Below are 21,849 nucleotides of genomic sequence, written 5' to 3'. Positions count from 1 at the left end.
CCTCATCTCCACCAAACCATGACTTTGTACGATTTATCGTACAAAAGGTCAAACTCATCACCATCAAACCATGGCTTTGTACGATTTATCGTACAAAAGGACAAACTCATCACCATCAAACCATGACTTTGTACGATTTATCGTACAAAAGGACAAACTCATCTCCACCAAACCATGACTTTGTACGATTTATCGTACAAAAGGAAGGATTTACTCTTTCCAAACCGCCATTTTGTACGATCTATCGTACAAAACGGTAGAATTGCTCTTACCAAACCGTCATTTTGTACGATCTATCGTACAAAACGGTAGAATTGCTCTTACCAAACCGCCATTTTGTATGATCTATCGTACAAAACAACTAAAATTGCATTTAGGGGTCACTCAATTAAATCTGAATGATAAAGGTTTTAATCTCGTAAGGCTTCAGCTCGAACGATTGATCGGCAGGGAAAGCCTCGCCCATCGGCTGCTCCATCAAATTACATTCCTGCATGGATGCCAGCCTCAGGTCGCTGCTCAGCTCAACTATGGAGCGCACTCCGGCAAATTCATGCAGCCGCACAATTAAAACGTCGCCATCCTCCGCTTTTTTGACCGCATCCACCATCACATTGTCAACAGACAGGCGAAGCAGAGAAAATGCCTCCTTAACAGGAGCGCCAGCACAAACCGACAACGGATTGTTAAGGCGCCACGCCTCCCGCACCGTACCCCCTGTGTGCCAATCGCCCTCATGCGGATAAAGCGCATATACAAATTCATGGCGGCCGATATCGGCATCCGGATCAGGGCTAATCGCCGATTTCAGCAGCGATAAACGCATCACATTGTCTTTAATGTCATAGCCGTATTTGCAATCGTTCAGCAAGCTTACACCATAACCGCGTTCCGACAAGTCGGCCCATTGATGGCCCACCGACTCGAAGCGCGCCCAATCCCAGCTAGTATTCCAGTGCGTCGGACGTTTAACGTTTCCGAACTGAATATCATAAGTTGCTTCCGTTGAACGGACGTCAACCGGGAACGCAACCTTCAGCAACTGCTGATGATCCTGCCAATCAATGGTCGTGCGGAAATCAATGCGTCTGCTATCACTGTATACCGTCATTTTTTGCGTGATTTCGGAGTTGCCATAGTTCCATTTGAAGGTTACGACAGCCAGCAGCGGTCCAATTTCCGTCAGCTCCGCCGATACCAGATCGGTAACCTCCCGCATCTTTTCTCCATAGAAAATATCAATATCCCACGCTTCAAAATGAAGCGGCTTGTCCTCGAAAACTTGCAACACGTTGCCCCTTGCATCTTTCGCAAGCACCTCGCGATGGTTGTCGCGGTCGTAAATCCGCATCAGCTGTCCCGCTTCATTCCATTCCAGCTCGTAGTGAGGCGTCACCAGCGTCCGGCTTTCCTGATGGAACGGACTATCTATAGCCGCTTCCTTTATAACCTCTTCCTTTAGAGCCTCTTCCTTTAGAGCTTCCTCCGTTACATCTTTAGCTACTCCCTTGGCTTCTTTTTTGGCTACTTCGTTAGCTACTTCCTTGAATACTTCGATAGCTACTTCCTCGGCCACTTTCTCAGCTACTTCCGCAATGGCTCCCTTAGGCAAATCTTGAGCATAATCCCCGCCTTCTCCCCGGTGGCAGATGGCTGCAAAGCCAAGCGAAGGAATGTTTGTTGCCGCCACGATCCAGCGGCCTTCAGCATATTGCGCCCGCAAAGGCTTGCCCTCCGCATCGCTCCAGCTGCCGCCGGCTGGCGCAAGCTTTTCGTCAATGGCAACCAAGTCGCTGCTTGTCCAAGGCGAGCTATTGAGAACGGTAAACGGCATCCCATTAGTCGCAGCATTTGTTGTTGAATTCATTGCCGCCGTGCCTGATTTCGTTGCTGCACCTGCTGCTGTCGTCGCATTATCTGCTGTTACATTGGTTGGCGCTATCGCATTATCTGCTGTTACATTGGCTGACGCTATCGCATTATCTGCTGTTACATTGGTTGACGCTATCGCATTATTTGCTGTTACATTGGTTGGCGCTATCGCATTATCTGCTGCTTTCGCATTAGTTATCGTCATCACATCGCCTGCTGCTGTTGCATTTTTGCCTGCTGCCATCGCATCAGCCGCATCCGTTGCTTCGCCTGCTGCTCCCGCATTCGATCCGGTTATAACGCTCGCCGCCTCACGCCATGCGTCTTCGGCAAGCGCCAGCGCTTCGGCGTATTCCTCGCGGCTATCCTCGTATACCTCCTTGATGGAGGAGCCAGGGATAATGTCATGGAACTGGTTGCGCAAAATAATGGTCCAGCCTTCATTCAAGCTTTCCTGCCGGTACCCGCTCCAATCGCCCTTCATAACGGCTGCAAGCGAGCCAAGCCATTCCGTCTCGCGGTACAGAAGCTCAAGCTTGCGGTTCATCCGTTTATTATAGGCCTGGCTTGTATAAGTGCCCCGGTGATATTCCAGATACAGCTCGCCGTCCCATGTATGGACATAACGGTCTGTTTCCTTAAAGGTGGTTTGCAGCCTCTTGAAATAATCATCGGCCCGGCCCGTTTTCACATGAGGCAATCCCGGCATATCCTCCAGACGGCGGCGCATCTCCAGCATTTCTCGGTTGACGCCTCCGCCGCCGTCCCCGTAGCCGTAGGACAACAGCAGCTCCTGGTTCGCTTCCTTCTCCTGGTAGCCCTCCCACGCGCCTTTGACCGTTTGCGGGGTAATTAATCCGTTGTACGTATAGAAAAAGGAGTTTGCCTCCTCCCAATCATCCGGCGTTGTAATAAAATGCGTCAGCACCTCTGAGCCGTCGATGCCTCTCCAGTTAAAGGTGTCATGCGGCATCCGGTTGAACTGGTTCCAGCTAATTTTTGTCGTCATAAACGTATCAAAACCGGACTTCCGCAAAATTTGCGGCAGCGCCCAGCTATAGCCGAACACGTCGGGAAGCCACAAATATGTGCTTTCCACCTGAAACTCCTGACGCATAAAGCGGGTGCCGAACAGAAACTGGCGAACCAGCGATTCGCCCGAGGTCAGGTTGCAATCCGCCTCCAGCCACATTCCCCCGCCTATCTCCCATCGGCCCTCGCGGACGCGCTCCCGGATTTGCTCGTAAATTTCGGGATAATCCTGCTTGATGTATGCATATAGCTGGGGCTGCGTCTGCAAGAAGACATAATCCGGAAAACGCTCCATCAGCCGCAGCACCGTCGAGAAGGAACGGGCGCATTTTTCCCGGGTATGCTTCAGCCGCCAGAGCCATGCCACATCAATATGGGTATGGCCAATTGCCGTTACGGTAACGGGATGATGCTTTTCAAACGTCTCCATTTCGGACAGCAGCAGCTCTCGCGCTGCATACACAGATTGCCGGTACTCATCGGAGTTCGGCTGCGACCAGTCCACCCGGAGAAAAGCCCGGTCCAGCGCCTTGAGCAGCGCCGAACGTTCAGGATGGTTATGATCCAGCACTTGAACCGTCTCCAGAATAGAGCGGCCCGAGTAATAAAAGTCGTCAATTGCTTCATCCAGCCAGCAAAGCTCCGCCAGCTTAATGGTATGCTTCATCTCGCGCGGCTTGCCGCCTCCGTCAAGGCCGGACCACAGCCGGATATCTACTCTGCCGCTCCTGCCTGCACTCTCCTCCGGCAGAAAAACCTCCATATGGTTGGAGTCGACGCCTTGATACGGCTCTCCGTTCCAATACAGCAGAGCCTCAAAGCCTTCATTGTTTCCCCCACCGGTTTCGCCCAGATCAAGACGGGCCAGCACCGTTTTCCCGGCCCATTCCGCCGGAATGCCTACCGTATGGGACAGCCAGATATAGCGGTCCCGCCCTTTCCACGTCTCGCCCGACTTAAGCTCAAATTCGGGAGTTACAGATGGCGGACGCACTCCAGTCGCTCCGGCTTCATCTTCAATGGCTGCAAATGAATGAATCGGCCTGGCATCCCGGTAACGTGTGGCTTCCAGCTCGCGAAGCCGGGCCTCCAGCTTTTTTTCAGTAAACATCATAGTGGTGCAGCGCCCCTTCCTGTTTGTTGTAAAGCATATAATCCATGTCCCAAAGTTCGATTAGCTGTACCGAGAAAATAGAAAGCGGGCGTCCCAAATTTCCACTTATAAGAATTCCTTTAGTAACAAGGATGCTTCCAGTTACAAGCATTTCTCAGCTACAAGGCTTCCTCCAGCTTGATCAGGTTTTCGAGGCTCAGGGCCAGCGAGTCCAGAGGGCTGCCGGGACAGTAGTCCTGCTCCACCGCAAACCATTCCACGCCGCTTTCAAGCCCCCACCTGAGAATAGGCGCAAAATCGATCAAGCCCGTTCCGATTTCGGCAAAATATTGTTTTCCGTCCGATGTCATATCCTTCAAATGCAAAATAGGCATACGGGAAGCGTATTGCCTAATAAAGCTTAGCGGATCTTGTCCCGCCTTCAATACCCAATACGTATCGATTTCGGGAAAAATCGCATGATCGTCCAGCACATATTCCAGCGCAAATTTGCCGTCGATCATCGTATGAAATTCAAAATCATGATTGTGATAGCCAGGCCGGAAACCCGTGCCTTGAACCTTGGCAGCTACCGCCTGCAAATCCGCTTTGACGCTGAGATAACCCTCCACGTTTTTCAAGCCGTCGGGCAGCGAGTGGCAAATAAAATCCTTTGTATCGAACAATCTGGCTTCCTCCAGCACATTGTCCAGATCATTTTTCATCCGCTCCAGCCCAACGTGCATCCCCGCCGTCTTAAGCCCAAGCTCCTTCATAACAGCCGCGATATCCCGGGCGGAATTGCCGTGAAGACCGTCGATTTGCACCGCTGCCCAGCCCATTTTACTAAGCTCTCTTAAGACGCTCTCAAAATCCTTTTTTAATTCATTCCGCAATGTAAAAAGCTGAGCCGCCAGTTTGTGTCTGATCATCTCGCCATCTCCTCCTTTTTCAAATCAAGCCATTCTACCTCTTCAGTCGTCAGTGCCAGATTCATCGCTTGAATGGAGGAGTCGAATTCCTCCGGGCTGCGGGGCCCGATTATCGCGCAGGTCGGAAACGGCTGGTACAGCACGTAGGCTAATGCGATCTGAATGGCAGTAACCCCTTTTTCCTCCGCCAGCTTTACCGCGCGGCGATACCGCTCCCAGTTGTCGTCGCTGTAATAGACCCGAACCATTTCCTCGTCCTCGCGTTTGTCCGGCGAAAAGCTGCCTGAGAAAAAACCGCCCGCTTGCGCCGACCATGCCAGCAGCGGAAGCTGCGTTTCCTTGTGCCAGTCGCAGGCCGCTTCGTCTGCGGACACCGTTCCAGGCCATCTTTCGCCCTTTGGCTTGGCCAGGCTCAGATTGGGGCTGCTGAAGGAAAAGCCGGTCAGCCCGCGGTCAGCCGCATATTCATTGCCTTGGCGAATTCGCTCGCAGGTCCAGTTGGAGGCGCCTATAGCCCGGATTTTCCCGGCCTTCAGATGCTCATTTAATTCCTCCATGATCGGCCCCACCGAAACGGACGGATCATCGCGATGCAGTGCATACATATCTACATAATCTACGCCAAGCCGCTCTAGGCTCTCGGCCAAATCCTTGCGAATCGCCTCGGGATTTACGCGCGGCCCCGGGCTGCCGTCGTCGTGATGGGCTCCTTTTGTCATAATGACTACCTTGTCCCGCAGCCTCATCTCCGCCAGCCATTGTCCCAGCACCTGCTCCCGCCCGCGGTATTGATGCGCCGTATCGAAGGCGTTGCCTCCCGCTTCAATGTAAGCTTCCAGCATCAGCCGCTGCGGCTCCTCGATTTTGCGGAGATCGCCGGTTCCCATAAATAAACGGGAGATCGGCTTGTCAACGCCCGGTATGGTCATATATTTCATGCATGCTCCTCCTTGTTGCCTATAGTGAACGATCATAAAGTCCGATTGTTTAGTCAAAATAACCCCGGTTCATCAATGTATGGACCAGCTCTCCAAACAGACTGTTTGCCCAAGCAAACCATGGGCGCGTATAGTGTGCCGGGTCATCCGGGTTGAAGCCTTCATGCATAAATCCTGTGTCCGCGTCGGTAGCTTGCAGCATATCAAGCAGCCCCTGTATTTCAGCGTCGTCCCGCGACGTGAGCGCCTGCATCGCCAGGCTGATCGGCCAGATATAGCCGGGCGGCGTATGCGGACTGCCAATTCCTTTGGCAAATTTGCCCTCATTGTAATAAGGATTATCGCTGCTCAAGATAAAGCGGCGCGTATTTTCATAAACGGGATCGTCAGCCTCCGCATAACCCAGGTATGGAATGGAAAGCAGGCTTGGCACGTTGGCGTCGTCCATCAGATTATAATTGCCGAAGCCATCCGTTTCATAAGCATAGATTTTCCCGTATTTGGGATGAAGATAGGTGCCATAGGTTTGAATGCCAAAATCAATTTCCTCGCGCAGCTCGGCAGCCTGCCTGACAAGCTCCGCGTCCGCCCATATCTCCGTCGCGATTTCCTCCACATAACGAAGCGCTACGACGGCAAACATATTGGATGGAATCAGATAGCCGAACGTACAGGCATCGTCGCTTGGCCGAAAGCCGGACCAGGTCATTCCCGTATAATTGACCGGCATGCCCATCCGGTTATTGCGCAGCGTATCGCTTGGCGGACAGTCCACTCGGGCAAACCGGTAAGGCGATAGCTCGCCATGTCTCTGCTCTGTTTTCCAAAGCGAGAGGATAATCTCTAATGCGGAACGAAAGGAAGCGTCAAAAATAACTGCGCTGCCGGTCGCCTTCCAATACTGATAAGCCAATTGCAGCGGATAACAAAGCGAATCGACTTCGTATTTTCGCTCCCAAACCGAAGGGTCCAGCTCAGTCAGATCAACATCGTAACGATTGTCATTGGCTTCTTCGTTGAAGGCGTTGGCGTAAGGATCAATATGGATGCAGGCGATTTGCCGCCGAATCAATCCTTCCAGCAATAACCGCAGCTCGGGATCGCCCGCAGCCAGTGGTAGATAATGCCTCACCTGGGCGCTGGAATCTCTAAGCCACATGGCCGGAATGTCGCCGGTGATTACAAACGCCGTTCCGTCCTTCAGCATGGAGGCGGTCGTTTCCAGCGTGTTGGGATAACACTTAAGGAACATATCCAGCAGCTTGGGATACCGGGCCAGCTTGTCGGGGGCCTCCTCCAGTAATTGCGACACTGAACGAGGCAGCTTCATATACCGACCATCCTTGCTAACCGTTTCTGTTACTATTTCTGTTTGTGTTTCTGTTTGTGTTTCTATTTCTGTTTGTGTTTCTATTTCTGTTTGTGTTCCAATTTCTGTTTCCGCTTCATTCCTCATTGCACGGCCTGCTTCTGCTCATACCCTTCAATAAAGGCTTTGAGGCCTGCGAGGTCGGGAGTACCCGTGCTTCCGCCAAAAGCGCTGACCGACATAGCGCCGCATGCGTTGCCGTAACGAAGACATTCTGCGGCATCCAGTCCTTGCAGGAAGCCATACAAGTAACCCGCGTTAAAGGAATCACCTGCTCCTGTCGTATCCACAGCTTCGACGGTATAAGCCGGGAGCCGGGTCAATATCCCTTCCTTCATTGAAATAGCTCCCTCTCCGCCCAGCTTCACCACTATGTTGCGGGCTAACGAACCCATCAGCTTGATGCTTTCCTCGACGTTGTCCATGCGGGTATAATGCAGCGCCTCCGTTTCATTCATGAGGAAAACATCAAAATAGCTCATAAGCTCGAACACGCTTTTATCCCATTCGCCGGATTCGTCCCAGCCGACATCGCAGGACAGGGTCAGCCCTTTTTCCTTTAGGCCCTTTGCCAAAGCAACATATTGCTCATGATTCCGTCTACCTTTGTACCCGGTCACATGGACATGTCGTCCCTGGGCAATTTCACTTAGATTCAGCTTCTCCACCCGCAGCTCTGCATTTGTGCCCGCATAGGTAATAAACGAACGGTCGCTGTCAGGATTAAAGGCGATGGAGATGCCGGTTTGCTCCGTATCGCTTGTTCCAATCATTCTGGTATCGATACCATATTCAGCAAAACGCTGCCGGATATATTGGCCATGACTATCATTTCCCAATACGCCGTTAAACGCTACCTGTACGCCCAGCTTGGCGAGAGAGATGGCGAACAAGGCCGCTCCCCCGCCGACATGCATCATCATTTTGTCTACATATACTTCCTGCCCGGGCGAAGGAACCTCGCTGCATCCGACCACTACAAGATCAATATTGGCGTCTCCGATTACAACTGCGTCAAACATTTTCAACTGCCTCTCCCTCTTCCACCTGCTGTATGTTTGGCTGCTTGCTCCTATCATGGATATTCAAAAAGACCGTTATTCCCCTCGTTTTACATCCATACAGCTATCCCGTGAAACCAGCATATGCTGCAAAATAACATCCTCAGCCGGTCCGCCTTCTTTTTCCTCGATTAATTCCAGCAGCTTGTCGACCGTCACCTTGCCCATCTCCAGAATCGGCTGCTCCATGGAGGTCAGACGAGGCCGCACCTGCTCCGTCAATTGGCTTCCGTCAAAGCCAATAACCGATAGATGCTCCGGCACCTTCAGGCCGTGGTCATGAATGCAGTTCATTGCGCCAACCGCCATATCATCGCTTACGGCAAATACAGCCGTAGGATGAGGCTTCTGCGCCAATATTTCCTTCATCATTTCGTAGCCGCTTTGCGTCTTGTAATCCCCAAAGCGAATATGGGCCTCCGGTAAAGCAATGCCGTGATCTGCCAATGCTCGAATATAGCCCGCATACCTGTTTTGGCCAGACGTTATATCCCTCATGTCCCCGCCGATATAGCCGATACGCTCATGTCCAAGCTCGATTAGATGTTTGGTTGCGTCGTATGCGGCGGCGTAGTCGTCGATGATGACCGATATAAACTTCTGGTCAGCCGGCTTGACGCTGGAAAAAATAATCGGAATCGACATTTTGTTAATCAAATCCCGAATTTCGTCGTTTAGCTTTTCATGCATAATAATGATGCCATCTACGCGCATTTGCTGAAATACCTGCAAATATTTAAGCTCTTTGTCCGTGTCCTCGATGATGTTGCACACCAGCAAATTATAGCCGTTCAGACTGGCGGTTTTTTCAATTGTGCTCAAAATCGTCGAATAAAAGCTCGAAGTTACGTCGGGAACGATAACACCGATCAGATTGGTTTTTTTGCGAACCAGGCTTCTTGCAATATGGCTTGGCGTATAGCCGAGCTCGTCGATGGCCCTCTGCACTCTGATTTTCAAATCGTCCTTAACATACTTCTCGCCATTCAGCACTCTGGAAACCGTTGTGACGGAAACACCCGCCTGCTTTGCGACGTCCTTAATTTTTGGCGCCATCATCAATCACCCTGTCCTCTATAATCTATGCTTGCCGCTCCTTAGCTTTTCACCGCCCCGTCCATGATCCCCGCAATAAATTGCCTGCTGACCACGAGGAAAAAGAGAATCAAAGGCAAGGTGGCAAGCAGCGTTCCGGTCATGACCATTGCATAATCTCCGGTATGCACCGATTTCAGCTGCTGGAGCGTAAGCATTAACGTAAATTTTGAAGTGTCCGTCAATACAATGAGCGGCCACAAATAATCTTCCCACACGCCCATAAACGTCGTAATGCCCAGAAAAGCTAACGCAGGGCGCAAAATCGGCAAGGCAACCCGCCAATAAAGCCCGAACTTGCTGCTGCCGTCAATTGTTGCTGCCTCCAGCAGCTCATCGTGGATGGCAAGCGCATATTGCCTGATCCAGAAGATGCCGAATGCGGTGGCCATCCCCGGAATAATGAGCGCTTTGTAGCTTCCGAGCCAATCCAGCTCCTTAATAATAATAAATTGAGGAACTAGCAGCATCTGCCCCGGAATCATCATCGTTGCCATCATGATGTAAAAAAGCGCTTTCGAGCCTGGAAATTTAAATTTTGAAAAGGTAAAGCCCGTTAAGGAGTTAAAAAACAGCTGGAGCGTCGTGCTTACCACCGCAATCATTACCGTATTTAAAAGGGCTCTATAGAAATTGATATTTTCCATCACATTATTGTAGTTGGTCAAAAAGTAGCTGCCAAAGGTCAATCTTGGCGGAAACGAAAAGATAGCGCTGGTTTCATTCGTAGACATGACGACCAGCCAATAAAATGGGAATATTGAAAATATAACACCGATTAACAAAAAAGTATGCACGAATATTTTTTTTCCTGTCATCTTGAATGCCCCTTTTTCATTAATCGTCCGACTTATTGAAAACCTTCCAGTTCAAGACGGAGATTAATCCGATAATAATAAACAGCACCCAGGAAACAGCCGCCGCATAACCATAGTTCTGATAAACGAAGCCTTCCCGGAACATATAAAGCACAATCGTTTCCGTGCCAGGGTACGGCATTTTGTTGCCTGCCAGCACTTGAGGCTCCGTAAAGATTTGAAAGCCGCCAATTGTGGACATCATTACGGTGAACAAAATAATAGGGCGAAGCATTGGAATCGTAATTTTGGCGAATGTCTGAGCCAGCGTTGCGCCGTCCAGCTCTGCCGCTTCATATAAATCCTTGGGTATGCGCTGCAGCCCGGACAAATAAATGATCGCATTGTAGCCTAAGTAGCGCCAAGCAATCATCGCTGCAATAACGACGCGCGATCCTGTGCTGGTATTAAGCCAGGCGATCCGGTCCAGCCCAATGGATTCCAACACATAGTTGACCAGCCCGTATTCATTGCCGAACATGGATTGAAAAATAATAACTACCGCAACCATTGCCGTAATATTAGGCAGGAAAAAAGCGATGCGGAAAAAACCTTTGAACCGGACAATCGACAAATTGATAATAAACGCGATAACTAACGCACATACAAGCATTGGAGCGTTAGCGAGAAGCCAGATCGCAACGTTGTTGACCAAGGCTTGCCAGAAGACGGGGTCCTTAAACATGTACATAAAATTGTTCAAACCAACGGAGGTCATTTCTCCAATTCCGTCCCACTTGTGAACAGACAAATACATCGAGAAGAAAATAGGAAATACCGAAAAGACCAGAAACAAGATGTAAAAAGGCGAAATAAACAAATACAGCGCTCTGCTCTTGTATATTTCTTTAAATAGGCCTCCCATGCCACTCCTCCGTCATTCGATGAGGCAGAAGGCTTGCGCTCCGCTGCCTCGCCGACTTATTTAGATGCCTGTTTTTGCTGCCGCAATCATGCGGCCATGCTTGAATGCAGACCGTGCTTAACGCTCCAGCTGGCGTTTAATTTGCTTCTGAGCCTCGATCCAGGTCTGCTCGGGATCTTTTTTCTGAGCGTCTACCGAACCCAGCGCTGCGGAAAGCGCGTTGATTACCAGCTCGTCGCGCGAATCCTTATGCGCATTCTGAACATCCTTCGCCGCTTCGCCGAATACGCTGCTCAAATTTTGTCCTCCGAAAAATTCACTTTCGTTTACCATTTCAGGCTTGTCATAAATTTCAGGAGTAGAAGGATAATTGCCGAACTCCTTGTATCCCGCCAGCAGATTTTCCGGGCTTACCAGAAATTTCACGACTTCGAAGGCTTCCTTCGGATATTTGGTCGATTTCAGAATCCCCATTGCGGAGCCGCCCTGATTGCCTACGCCGCCTGGCGGATAAGCAATGTTCCACTTGCCGGAGGTATCAGGAGCGCCGGAAATAACATCGCCTACAGCCCATGATGCTCCCGTAAAGGAGGAAATTTTGCCGTTGTTCATTGCCGCATTTTTCTCAGAGTCGCTTGTATAAGGGAACGTTACTCCCTCCTGATAAGCTTTGACGGAGGCATCCCATGCTGCTTTGACATGCTCCTTGTCTCCGATGTAATTGCCTTCCAGGTCAAAATAGTTTTCGCTGCTTTGTCCCATAATGCTGCGGAACAAGTCAACAAGCGTACCGGACTGCGAGCCTGTTTTTTCCTTTACTTGCTTCAGCAGCGCCAAATAATCGTCGATTGTTTTCACTTGAGCCTTAATTTCCTCAGGCGTGCTGGCTACCCCGGCTTCCTTGAACAGGTCTGCGCGGTAATACAATACAACCGGAGCGACGTCGATAGGCAGGCCGATCAAATAGCTATCGTCCTCCGTTGCGCCGATTTTCCATTTCCAATCCAGGTATTGCGATTGAATGTCGCGAGCGCCGTAATCGTACATATTGACGAATTTATCGTTATAAGTCAGCATGGTCGAAATCCAGCTGTCCATCGTTACGATGTCAGGACCGCCGCCGCCGCCGGAAAGCGTTGTCGTTAATTTTGTCAAAAAGTCGCCGCCGGAAGGAAGCTTCTCTGCCTGCAAGTCAATATTGGGAAACTTCGTTTTTGCCGCCTCGATGGTGGAGTCGGAAATTGCCCCGTTCCAATACCACATCTTAAGCGTTATCTTGTCATTTGAACCGCTTTCATTTGCGGGCGAGCTTGGATTGCTGCTAGGAGCCGGATCATTCTGACCACATGCGGATACAACAAGCGCCAGACAAAGCGCTAGCAGAATACTGGACATGTTTTTAAGCTTCATGGCTGTTAATTCCCCCAATTTTCAGTCATTTTCGTCTATATAAGCTCTATTCTGCCCCGATTTCTTCCAATGCTTTCAGATCAGTTGAACTTATATAGCAGCTTCATTGCTTCATCTCCGTTGCGTGTCGCACCATGCTGCTGCATCCCGGTTGCCTGCTAGACGTTAACAGCTTGCTGCAAGTCCTTCACCGTTGTTAGTTCTCAAGCGTCACAGGATTCATTCATTCCGTTCGCTTGCAGTTTTGATCACCTCCTTGACAGATTTTCATTCGGTTATTAACTCGCTTTCATCCAGTCACTCCATGTCTGGTATCGATTCCATATTGCGTACAAAAAAATATGGTATCGATACCATAAAGCCATAAAAAATAATATTCACTTTGGGACTCATCACTTCTTAGTTAAAGCAATGCAGCATTTCAGAATTTCTGGTATCGATTTCAGAAAATCATATAAGATTCTTTGTCGAATACCTTAAAGCTTGAGTTTAGTATAATACTCGCAAATACTTTTTACAAGACCCCTGCCCGGATTTTTTTGATACGCTTACAAAATGACAGGGAAAGACGGGCAGCCACTGACAGGCTGCCCGCTCCGTTTCGGTCCCGCTATTCTGCAATTATTTTCCAGAGTTTAAAAGCGCCTATCATAAGCAGCAGCCAGGCAACGCCCGCAAGCATGCCTCCAAGCACATCGCTGGGATAATGATGTCCCATATAGATGCGGCTGACTCCTATACCAAGCACAAGCAGCACAGCTGCTGCCGCAACCATGGACTTTGCCGCTGAACTCCGCAAATGTCCCCAAAGCGCATATACAATAACACCGTACAGGGCAATCGCCGCAACAGAGGACGAGCTTGGAAAGGAAAAGCCGGCGGCCTCGGACAATCTGTAAAAATCCGGCCGCTCCCGGCCAAACAATGTTTTCAGGATATAGCCGATTGCCGTCGAGCCTGCAACAACAGCAAAAAACAGCAGCAATTGCTTCCTGTGGCCAAAAACGATAAAAAACAACAGCATCGCCAAAAGCGAAATGACCGCTGTTGGAACTGTAGAGCCAACCCAGGTAAAGCCTTGCATGAGCCCCGTTAATCCGGGCGTTTCCAAGCCTTGGACAAATGCAGCAACGCTATCGTCGAAGGAGGCTATCCATTTCTTCTGAACGCCAAGCGCCACAACGGCAAATCCCGATAGGGCCAAAAAGCTGAGCACGTCTATTCCCGTTATTTTAAATGAGCGCGGTTTTATCATCTGTCATTCCTGCCTTTGCATTCATATAAGCGATTCTCACATTGAATCAGCATATATGAAACCCGGCCGGCGCTTCCATACCTAAAAGGGGGTATCTTCGAGAGGAGACTTACCCGTGGACAAAAAAAGATGACCTCCGAGGAATTCGGAGATCATCTGAATTATCTATTTGCAGGCTAAACCTTTGCCGCCCAAATTTCGATTTCAATCTTGATTTCCGGCAAACCCAGCTCGGAGATATAACCAACGGTCATGGAAGGATAATCATTGCCGAACAGCTCTTCCCATTTGGCGTACAGATAATCCCAGTCTATTTTTTGAACAGCCCAGATGTTGACCTTGATTATGTTTTCCGCGCTCAAGCCTTCGGCTTGGAGTACCGTCTTTATATTTTGGAATGTATTTTTAATTTGATCGTTCATATCCACGGGAAAATTCCCATCTAGATCGGCGCCAATTTGGCCGGAGGTCACATACAGCTCCGCATTGCGCGGAATCTTGGTCATATGTGCGTAGTTTCCAACTGGATGATGCAAGCCTTTAGTATTCTTTCTTGTAATTTTTGCGTCGTTTTGCATAATGATTATCCTCGCCTTCAAAAGTAAGTTTGTCGTTTTCTTCAACCCTTTTTGGACACAGCTATCCCGTCAAAATGGATTTTACAAAAAAACGGCAGTCGAGTAGCCGTATCCAATGGATAACGATGTTAACGATCTTTTTTTCATGGACGGCCTACTCCCTTCCTAATGAATGCGAATAACTCCATCCAGCTTGAGAAATCAGCCAGACTGCTTTTGATTATAGTTAAAAATGATAGCGGCTGTCAAACGTCGACTCTACCCATTTGTCCGTCTCTCCGCCAAATTCAAGATCGTAATTTACAGGGTCCTGATATTCTTCAAGATTGTTATGTTCTATCAAGACCATTCTCCTCTGGTATGATGTTTATCTCCCTATTTCAGACCGAAAAAGCGTTTTGTTGTTTCCTTCGTCGCATTCAAAATCTCCTGGGATGGTTGACCAAAGCAACGTGCAACGGCTTCAAGCACATGGGGAAGAAAGGCAGGTTCGTTGCGGCCGTTCGGCGGTTTCTCTGGCAAATCCCGCGGCGTCAAAAATGGCGCATCCGTCTCGATCATTAAACGGTCCAGTGGAATATGCCTGACAAGCTCCTTCAACTGTTTTCCTCTTCGTTCATCGCAAATCCAGCCAGTAATGCCGATGCAAAAGCCCATCTCCAGATAGGCCTCAAGCTCCGCGCGGGTTCCTGTGAAGCAGTGAACGACGGCTCTGGAAACTCCTTGCTCCTTCAGAATGCCAACAAAATCCGCGAATGCTTCCCGTTCATGCAAAAATAACGGCATATCTAATTCAAGAGCCAAGGCTACTTGCTCCGCAAACCATTTGCGCTGAATATCGCGCGGGGAAAAATCCCGGTTATAATCCAGCCCGCATTCGCCGATCGCCATAACCTGGGGCTGTGCCGCCAAAGCTCGCAGCTGACCCATAACCTCATCATTGCAGCTTTTGGCATCATGCGGATGAACGCCTGCGGTCGCATACAGCTTTCCTCTGTAACGCCCAGCGTAACGCGCCGCCTCCTTGCTGCTTCGCAAGCTGGTTCCCGTTATAATCAACGGCGATACGCCGCTCGCCGCCGCTTTTTCGACTATCTGCTCCCGATCCTCGTTAAATGAGCGGTGCATCAAATTAACGCCTATATCTATCATTGCTCACTGCCTGCATAATAAAATGGAATGCCTTCCGCCGCTGCTTTGAGCGAATCTATCTTGAGCATAACCAGCTCGCCCTTGCGCCTGCCCGCCAACGCAGCAAAATGGGTGCTTTCCGACAAATGGACATATTGCCTTCCCATCGGCTCCAGCCCATCTGACATAATAAAAGGGAGGGCCTGCTTGCTCGTGCCATGATACAAAACGGCGGGCGGATTCCCGGGCGTATACTGTATCTTTTGATAGCTATGTCCATATCTCGCCTTGATCCGTCCATTCTTAATTTCAAAACGCTGCTTGTCCGAATTCCGCACAACCCGCTCCATATCCGACAGCTTTATCTCAGACCATCCCGGCAGCGCCTTTATGACGCGCAGTAGCTCCTCTACGGAGCATGAGCCGTCTTCCTCATCCAACTGAAGGCCGGATTCCAGCGGTTTATGGCGCAGCATTTTGGTCATCAGCTTGCTAAGCTTCATATCCACGCTTTGTTTTTTCATCATTCAAAACCCCGTTCCAATTTCATCGGAGTGAACCAACTCCAACCCTTACGACTTTCACCCGCTCACGCTCCTTGGTTGCATTATACTCCATTCTCCAGATCCGGACCGGGAATGTTCTTTTAAAATCAAACGTTCTGGCGGGCACAATAGAAAAAGGGACTCCCCTTTGCCTGGGAATCCCTTTTATTAACTAATAATGATTTTGTCAGGTAGCCGAGCCTTCGGTCAAGGCCGTGTCTTCGGCAGCCTCTGAATCTCCTTTTTTGCTGCCGGAATGTCCTTTTCCCGCTTCTCCTCTGGCTCCACGGCTAACTTCCTTGCCCTTGGGCTCACTGTTCACCAGTGCTTCCGCTTTTTCGCTCAAGCCGGCTATTTTTTCATCATACTGCTCCTGAGTCAGCTTGCCATCGGATAACTGCTCGTTGTATTTTGCTGTTTTGACATTCACAATCGCTGTAATAACAGCTTGAACGTCAATAGTGCGCTCTGCAGCAATGGCCGCTAATGTTTTGCCCGATTGAACCTCACTCTTCAGCTCGTCCGTAGTCAGACCCAGCGCTTTAGCAACCTCCTCCGAGCTAACGATTCCTTTTAACCCGCCATGGCGTCCCGAATCCCCCTTGCCGTCTGGACGGCCCTTCCATTCGCCGTTAATCAGCTTGTTTGCTTGTTCGCTCAAGCTGGCAACGCGGCTGTCATACGCCTCCTGTGTAAGCTTGCCTTCCGATAATTGCTCATCCAGCCTTGCCTTATTGGCTTCCACAATTGCGTTCACGACGGCATCGGCATCTACATTTTTTTCGCTTGCAATCATTGCTAAGGTTTTATCGCCCTGCAGCTCTGCTTTCAGCTCTTCGGCTGTTAAACCCAGCACCTCTGCTATATCATCGGAAGCCAGCCACCCGCCGCCGTGTTGCCCATGGGAAAAGACTCCCCGTTTTTCTCCATTAAAAGCTCCCCGCTTATTGTTTTGCGATGTCGTCTCCTGCTTCTCGATTGTGTCGGCTGAGGATGCTGCATGGACATGGTAGGTTGTCGTCATTCCCGCTCCTATCGCCATCGTTATCGCCAACGTCGTTGCTGCCAGTTTCAGTGTCTTCATCTCATCACCTGCGCCTCTCTTCAAATGGTTGGGGTTGGACGGCTATACCGTTCAACTAAACCTATCTTATCTGGCGATTCTTAAATGAGTCTGAATAGATCGGTGAGACACAATGGCACCTCCTCTAAGCGAGGAAACTGCTCTCTTACCGATGACCACGCTTGTTGAACTAACACTGGGTTCATTTTCCAAAAATAGCTTGCTCAAAAAATAATTCTCGTGATACAGTATTGCGAAACACATTATATGGGGTGGAAAAGTATGAGCGATCATCCAGAGGGGCAGGTTTTGCTGGACTTCCCTGAGCAATTCGAGAGCGAGCGGCTAATTATCCGCGCGCCATTGTGGGGAGACGGAGCCTCCAATAACGAGGCCATAAAGGAGAGCATTGAGGAATTGCGGCCTTGGATGCCTTGGGCAAGCAAAATACCGTCAGTCGAGGAATCGGAAATCAATATTCGGATGTCGCGTCTTGAATTTCTGGAGCGCAAAGACCTTCGTCTGCTGCTGACTCTTAAGGACGGCGGAACCATTATAGGCAGCAGCGGCCTGCATCGCATTGATTGGAAGGCGCGCAAATTCGAGATCGGATATTGGATTCGGACCTCCTATGCCAAACAAGGGTTTATGACGGAGGCCGTAAACGCCATTGCGGATTTTGCCATCACTCAGCTGAAGGCCAACCGGATTGAAATACGCTGTGATGAACGCAATAAACGGAGCGCGCATGTGGCGCAACGATGCGGCTTTACGCTTGAAGGGATTCTGCGCAGCGAGGTCTGCGGCGTAGATGGCCAATTAACGAATACGATGGTATTCTCCAAGATTCGAGGAATTGAATTTTGATTCAGCAAAACCGATTCCTCCCGGAAAAGGGTGTCTTGGAAGCTTCAAACCTATTTGTCCGCTTTATTTTGATCCTATTTGTAGTGGATAAAAGCGGACAAAAAAACTTGCCCTCAAGACACCTTTTCCATCGGGTCCTCTTTGCTGAATATTAATTCGTTTCACTTGATATTTTGGACAGCCCCGCTTTGAATTGGAACACTCGCAACTGTTACTGATTTTTGCTCCATTCCTCAACCCTGCGGTAGCTCTCTTCCTCCGAGAGGTCTTCGATTCGGGTCATGATGGACCATCTGATGCCAAACGGGTCCAAAATGCTGCAATAACGATCGCCCGATACAAAGCTGGCCACCGCTTCTCTAACGGTTGCGCCTCTTGCCACGGCAAGCTCTGCCGTTTCATCGACATTGGGCACATAAACGCCAAGCGAATAACAAGCTTTGCCTTCGCCTGGCGGCGGCACTAATCCGAAAGACGGCGATGCTGCTCCCAATTGCAGAAATCCGTTACCGAAATCGATATCCGCATGTACGATTATTTTGCTGCCTTCTTCCCCGAATTCCGTCACGCTTTTGGCTTTTGCCCCAAATACCTCTTCATAAAAAAGGATGGCTTCTGCGGGATTGTTAACCACGATAAACGGAGTTAACGACGTATAGCCGTTTGGTGTTCCATTTGTGGTGTATTGACCTGTTATTCCCGCTCCTGCTTGTTGACTCGACATCATTATCCCTCCCATAGTGCCAGGACGTATAGATCAGCATAATCCGCTCCACTCGGAGCTTGCATACACGTCCTAGTATTTCCCCCATGTTTCACTGATAATCTCAGCTGCATAACCGCATGCTGCACCGACTCTCAATTAAATACCTCTCGGTTGCGAAACATAAGGCCATCTGCTAGGCTCCATTATAGGAGACTGAAACCATCCCGTATTGTAAAAAAGCGACCGACCATTCCCCCCACAGGAGGTAACACCATGCCTTTAACTCCAAAAGACGATACATCCTCGCGCGGCATCGTCCACGCCCAAATTGGACGGGAAAAGTTTAAACTGGAACGTTTTGAGGCGGGTTCGCTGTTGACGCCTTTTGTGGAGCACTATTGGGCGCTTTCCTATGAGCTTCCGGAGGGCCTTGCCCATACACAGAAGGTTTTGTCGTATCCCAATCTTCATTTGGCGTTTGAGCAGGATATGGAAGGGCGTCGCGCTCTTCTGTATGGCGTGCCTTCGCGTCCGTTCCAGCGTGAGCTGCGTGGTGCAGGCCGGGTATTGGGCGTCAAATTCCGCGCAGGAGGATTTCATCCGTTCTGGCAGCGGGATATAGCGGATTTGACTGGAACGGTCGTGGATATTCGCGAGGTATTCGGCGCTGATTCGGCAGACTGGATGGATGCCGTTCTTGATGCGGGAGACGGTCAGGCCATGGCAGCCCAGGCTGAAAAGCTGCTGCTTTTACGGCTGCCGCAGAGAGATGAGCAAGCGGAACAGGCGGAGGACATTATTCAAGCTATTAAAAGCGACAGAGAGCTTTTAAAGGTGGAGCAAATCAGCACGATGACCGGACTTTCCGTTCGGCAATTACAAAGAATGTTCCGCAAATATGTGGGAGTTTCGCCCAAGTGGGCTATCAATCGCTTTCGGCTTCAGGAGGCGGCAGAGCGGCTTGAACGGGACGAGCCCGTGCAATGGGCGGAGCTTGCGGTTCAACTGGGTTATTTTGACCAGGCTCATCTGATCAAGGACTTCAAGGCCGTATTGGGCCAATCCCCCTCCTCCTACCGCAAGCTGTCCTCAAAGGGCGACCAAGTGTAAGATCGCGGAATTAATGCAAATGAATGGAGCTGTTGACTTGCTAAAGTTGAACAAAATGAATGCAATACTATTATTACTAATTCTAAATGCCATATATCTTGTTTCTTACTCGTCGAACGCAAAATATGATGATGCACATTTCATTCATTACAATACTTCTTTTTTTGCTGAAAAAGGATCGGACTACAAATTATCAATCGCGTACATAAACAAAAAAGGGTTCAAAAGCAGTATAGTTCCTTCAGAAGTGGCATCGATTAGTTTCAATAATTAGATAAATCACCGATTACTATGGGAGAAGATTTTGCAATAGTATCTGCTTTTTTCGATGGTTATATGGTGAACTTAATTAATCAGGGTGAATCAAATGTAGCTATAAATGATATACACATTAATTTGGATAAGGTAGCGATGGAAAGAAAGGGATTTCAAATTGACTCAAAAGGTAATTTGCAAGAAATAATCGCAGCAAAAAATGAAGAACCCTCCTATAAATTTTTTATTATTAGACCGAGAATAGAATATGTTTATAACGGAGAACAACATAGCTACTATCCCTATGCTTCGCTTTATGGAACTATAAAAATTTCAGAACAAGATTTTGATAACGAGTATTCAAAATCAACATTCGCTTCTGAATCAGATTAAAAAACTTTAAATGAGCAAATTCGCCATTATGGCAGTCGCAACTTTGAAAGAATTTCGCGGCAATGTGGTGGACCTGGCTGAAGGCAAGTAGGACGAAGTGGTTGTGCAAACCAGAACGAAAATGCCCGTTCGTTTGGAGAAGCTAAAGAGATCTGCGTACTTTAATACACCAATTTTGAGAACAGCGCGAAAATAGAGGGCCTAATCGTCTAAAGGCTGTCGAGAAAGTCTCGACAGCCTTCGGTCATCTATGATGACTTTTGGGACAGCCCCTATCGGCGTTTCATTTTTGCTTTCTTAATTCAGTGTGCTAGATTTGGCGTTTGATCTAAATTTGATCTTGACTAATCAAAAATCGCATCAAGATCGTTGCGATTTCCGCGCGGGTTGCTGTACCGGACGGGTCAAGCCTATTATTGCCTTTGCCAGAGATAATACCTTTTCCAATCGCCCACTTCATAGATTCAGTTGCCCAATCAGATATTTTATCCTTGTCTGCAAAGTTAGACAAATCACCACTTACTGTAGTATCAAGGTTATTAATCTGACCATAACGATACAGCAAGGCGACAAGCTGTTCACGTGTCACTGCGTCATTGGTACCAAAACTATTGTTGCTATAGCCATTCACGATGCCTTTTTGCACCGCCCATTCGATGGCATCTGAGTACCACGAATCGGATGAAACATCAATGAATATGCTCTCTCCGGCCACCTGCGGGTTACCTGCCATGCGATATAACACGGTTACAATCATTGCTCGGCTGGCCATCAAAAGAGGGCTAAAGGTTGTTTCGCTGGTTCCTGACATCAAGCCCCTTTGTTGGACATAGGTCACTGCATCAGAAAACCAATCGGACTTTTTAACATCTACAAAGGACGTGCCGCCTTCTGACGTGGTGTCTCCTGGCGTGCTGCCTCCTGGTGTGCTGCCTCCTGGTGTGCTGCCTCCTGGCGTGCTGCCTCCTGGCGTGCTGCCTCCTGGCGTGCTGCCTCCTGGCGTGCTGCCTCCTGGCGTGCTGCCTCCTGGCGTGCTGCCTCCTGGTGTGCTGCCTCCACTTGTATCGGCGGTGGCAGCAATGTTTAGTTTGATTTGCATGGTAGTTTGACTCTGCAACCCTTTGACCACTGTAACAGTAAATACATAGCTACCATCTGTGCCGCTTCGATTTCCGGAGGTTCCAGCTATTGGTGCAATATAACTAACCTTATTAATCTTGACAGTAATAGCACTGTTGTTGACTGCTGCTTCAGCAGTCGCTTTCAATGCGGCCGCAATAACAGCTTCGCTGGTCGCCGCCGCTTGGGCCATGGTGCTGTAGCTCGCGGCTTCCGCCGCTATCTTGGCTGCCGATACAATAGCGATGTCCGGATCTGCTGATTCGTTCACCGTCATCATTAAGCTTTTAATGTCATTCACGC

At 49.3% G+C, this 21,849-nt stretch carries 19 protein-coding genes; 3 read left to right on the top strand and 16 right to left on the bottom strand.

What is annotated here, in order from left to right:
* Positions 1-388: 388 nt before the first annotated feature.
* The 14 genes from A7K91_RS27070 to A7K91_RS13000 form a co-directional block, all read right to left on the bottom strand.
* Positions 389-4,018 carry an alpha-mannosidase gene (locus A7K91_RS27070; RefSeq protein ID WP_068683380.1) on the bottom strand — a complete coding sequence of 1,210 codons (3,630 nt, stop codon included), beginning with the start codon at positions 4,016-4,018 and terminating at the stop codon, positions 389-391.
* 158 nt (positions 4,019-4,176) lie between these two features.
* Positions 4,177-4,929 carry a sugar phosphate isomerase/epimerase family protein gene (locus A7K91_RS13065; protein WP_245697491.1) on the bottom strand — a complete coding sequence of 251 codons (753 nt, stop codon included), beginning with the start codon at positions 4,927-4,929 and terminating at the stop codon, positions 4,177-4,179.
* Positions 4,926-5,867, bottom strand: coding sequence for an aldo/keto reductase (locus A7K91_RS13060; protein ID WP_068683378.1), 942 nt, complete (start codon positions 5,865-5,867; stop codon positions 4,926-4,928). The genes A7K91_RS13065 and A7K91_RS13060 overlap by 4 nt, the downstream gene beginning before the upstream one ends.
* A gap of 49 nt (positions 5,868-5,916) precedes the next feature.
* Positions 5,917-7,197 (bottom strand): glycoside hydrolase family 125 protein, encoded by a 1,281-nt coding sequence (locus tag A7K91_RS13055; RefSeq protein ID WP_068683384.1) that lies wholly within the window; start codon positions 7,195-7,197, stop codon positions 5,917-5,919.
* 122 nt (positions 7,198-7,319) lie between these two features.
* On the bottom strand, positions 7,320-8,258 hold the full coding sequence (locus A7K91_RS13050) for a carbohydrate kinase family protein (protein ID WP_245697489.1): 939 nt from the start codon (positions 8,256-8,258) through the stop codon (positions 7,320-7,322).
* A gap of 75 nt (positions 8,259-8,333) precedes the next feature.
* Entirely contained in the window at positions 8,334-9,356 is a 1,023-nt protein-coding gene (locus tag A7K91_RS13045) for a LacI family DNA-binding transcriptional regulator (protein WP_245697488.1), read from the bottom strand.
* 38 nt (positions 9,357-9,394) lie between these two features.
* A complete protein-coding gene (locus tag A7K91_RS13040; protein WP_068683373.1) occupies positions 9,395-10,210 on the bottom strand; it encodes a carbohydrate ABC transporter permease in 816 nt (271 codons plus the stop codon).
* Positions 10,211-10,229: 19 nt separating this feature from the next.
* Entirely contained in the window at positions 10,230-11,114 is an 885-nt protein-coding gene (locus A7K91_RS13035) for a carbohydrate ABC transporter permease (protein ID WP_068683371.1), read from the bottom strand.
* A 117-nt stretch (positions 11,115-11,231) separates the two neighbouring features.
* Positions 11,232-12,524 (bottom strand): ABC transporter substrate-binding protein, encoded by a 1,293-nt coding sequence (locus A7K91_RS13030; RefSeq protein ID WP_068683369.1) that lies wholly within the window; start codon positions 12,522-12,524, stop codon positions 11,232-11,234.
* A gap of 610 nt (positions 12,525-13,134) precedes the next feature.
* The gene (locus tag A7K91_RS13025; RefSeq protein ID WP_068683367.1) at positions 13,135-13,779 is read right to left on the bottom strand and encodes a phosphatase PAP2 family protein; all 645 of its coding nucleotides are present in this window, start codon (positions 13,777-13,779) and stop codon (positions 13,135-13,137) included.
* Between the two features lie 176 nt (positions 13,780-13,955).
* Positions 13,956-14,357: a RidA family protein gene (locus A7K91_RS13020; protein WP_068683365.1), complete on the bottom strand. Its 402-nt coding sequence runs from the start codon at positions 14,355-14,357 to the stop codon at positions 13,956-13,958.
* A gap of 375 nt (positions 14,358-14,732) precedes the next feature.
* Complete coding sequence (locus tag A7K91_RS13010; RefSeq protein WP_068683363.1) at positions 14,733-15,509, bottom strand: TatD family hydrolase; 777 nt, start codon at positions 15,507-15,509, stop codon at positions 14,733-14,735.
* Positions 15,506-16,015 (bottom strand): RNA 2'-phosphotransferase, encoded by a 510-nt coding sequence (locus tag A7K91_RS13005; protein WP_245697486.1) that lies wholly within the window; start codon positions 16,013-16,015, stop codon positions 15,506-15,508. The genes A7K91_RS13010 and A7K91_RS13005 overlap by 4 nt, the downstream gene beginning before the upstream one ends.
* Before the next feature lie 205 nt (positions 16,016-16,220).
* Positions 16,221-17,117: a hypothetical protein gene (locus tag A7K91_RS13000; RefSeq protein WP_068683359.1), complete on the bottom strand. Its 897-nt coding sequence runs from the start codon at positions 17,115-17,117 to the stop codon at positions 16,221-16,223.
* A 261-nt stretch (positions 17,118-17,378) separates the two neighbouring features.
* Here A7K91_RS13000 and A7K91_RS12995 point away from each other — a divergent pair, with 261 nt between their 5' ends.
* Entirely contained in the window at positions 17,379-17,963 is a 585-nt protein-coding gene (locus A7K91_RS12995; protein WP_068683358.1) for a GNAT family N-acetyltransferase, read from the top strand.
* A 211-nt stretch (positions 17,964-18,174) separates the two neighbouring features.
* Here the strand turns inward: A7K91_RS12995 and A7K91_RS12990 are convergent, their stop codons facing one another.
* Positions 18,175-18,687: a VOC family protein gene (locus tag A7K91_RS12990; RefSeq protein WP_068683356.1), complete on the bottom strand. Its 513-nt coding sequence runs from the start codon at positions 18,685-18,687 to the stop codon at positions 18,175-18,177.
* A 255-nt stretch (positions 18,688-18,942) separates the two neighbouring features.
* Here A7K91_RS12990 and A7K91_RS12985 point away from each other — a divergent pair, with 255 nt between their 5' ends.
* On the top strand, positions 18,943-19,779 hold the full coding sequence (locus tag A7K91_RS12985) for a DUF6597 domain-containing transcriptional factor (RefSeq protein ID WP_068683354.1): 837 nt from the start codon (positions 18,943-18,945) through the stop codon (positions 19,777-19,779).
* 291 nt (positions 19,780-20,070) lie between these two features.
* Positions 20,071-20,427 (top strand): hypothetical protein, encoded by a 357-nt coding sequence (locus tag A7K91_RS12975; protein ID WP_068683350.1) that lies wholly within the window; start codon positions 20,071-20,073, stop codon positions 20,425-20,427.
* Positions 20,428-20,755: 328 nt separating this feature from the next.
* Here A7K91_RS12975 and A7K91_RS12970 read toward each other — a convergent pair.
* Positions 20,756-21,849 (bottom strand): S-layer homology domain-containing protein (locus tag A7K91_RS12970; RefSeq protein WP_211274527.1); only part of this gene is annotated, 1,094 nt, incomplete at its 5' end.

The sequence above is a fragment of the Paenibacillus oryzae genome, from assembly GCF_001675045.1.
Taxonomy (GTDB): Bacteria; Bacillota; Bacilli; order Paenibacillales; family Paenibacillaceae; genus Pristimantibacillus; species Pristimantibacillus oryzae.
Note: the sequence above shows the minus strand (reverse complement) of the source record. Positions and strands in the feature narration are given on the sequence as shown.

Bases quoted from the DNA above. Each gene is read 5' to 3' on its own strand.
- A7K91_RS27070 (WP_068683380.1), bottom strand. From the start codon at position 4,018: ATGATGTTTACTGAAAAAAAGCTGGAGGCCCGGCTTCGCGAGCTGGAA.
- A7K91_RS13065 (WP_245697491.1), bottom strand. From the start codon at position 4,929: ATGATCAGACACAAACTGGCGGCTCAGCTTTTTACATTGCGGAATGAA.
- A7K91_RS13060 (WP_068683378.1), bottom strand. From the start codon at position 5,867: ATGAAATATATGACCATACCGGGCGTTGACAAGCCGATCTCCCGTTTA.
- A7K91_RS13055 (WP_068683384.1), bottom strand. From the start codon at position 7,197: ATGAAGCTGCCTCGTTCAGTGTCGCAATTACTGGAGGAGGCCCCCGAC.
- A7K91_RS13050 (WP_245697489.1), bottom strand. From the start codon at position 8,258: ATGTTTGACGCAGTTGTAATCGGAGACGCCAATATTGATCTTGTAGTG.
- A7K91_RS13045 (WP_245697488.1), bottom strand. From the start codon at position 9,356: ATGATGGCGCCAAAAATTAAGGACGTCGCAAAGCAGGCGGGTGTTTCC.
- A7K91_RS13040 (WP_068683373.1), bottom strand. From the start codon at position 10,210: ATGACAGGAAAAAAAATATTCGTGCATACTTTTTTGTTAATCGGTGTT.
- A7K91_RS13035 (WP_068683371.1), bottom strand. From the start codon at position 11,114: ATGGGAGGCCTATTTAAAGAAATATACAAGAGCAGAGCGCTGTATTTG.
- A7K91_RS13030 (WP_068683369.1), bottom strand. From the start codon at position 12,524: ATGAAGCTTAAAAACATGTCCAGTATTCTGCTAGCGCTTTGTCTGGCG.
- A7K91_RS13025 (WP_068683367.1), bottom strand. From the start codon at position 13,779: ATGATAAAACCGCGCTCATTTAAAATAACGGGAATAGACGTGCTCAGC.
- A7K91_RS13020 (WP_068683365.1), bottom strand. From the start codon at position 14,357: ATGCAAAACGACGCAAAAATTACAAGAAAGAATACTAAAGGCTTGCAT.
- A7K91_RS13010 (WP_068683363.1), bottom strand. From the start codon at position 15,509: ATGATAGATATAGGCGTTAATTTGATGCACCGCTCATTTAACGAGGAT.
- A7K91_RS13005 (WP_245697486.1), bottom strand. From the start codon at position 16,015: ATGATGAAAAAACAAAGCGTGGATATGAAGCTTAGCAAGCTGATGACC.
- A7K91_RS13000 (WP_068683359.1), bottom strand. From the start codon at position 17,117: ATGAAGACACTGAAACTGGCAGCAACGACGTTGGCGATAACGATGGCG.
- A7K91_RS12995 (WP_068683358.1), top strand. From the start codon at position 17,379: ATGAGCGATCATCCAGAGGGGCAGGTTTTGCTGGACTTCCCTGAGCAA.
- A7K91_RS12990 (WP_068683356.1), bottom strand. From the start codon at position 18,687: ATGTCGAGTCAACAAGCAGGAGCGGGAATAACAGGTCAATACACCACA.
- A7K91_RS12985 (WP_068683354.1), top strand. From the start codon at position 18,943: ATGCCTTTAACTCCAAAAGACGATACATCCTCGCGCGGCATCGTCCAC.
- A7K91_RS12975 (WP_068683350.1), top strand. From the start codon at position 20,071: ATGGGAGAAGATTTTGCAATAGTATCTGCTTTTTTCGATGGTTATATG.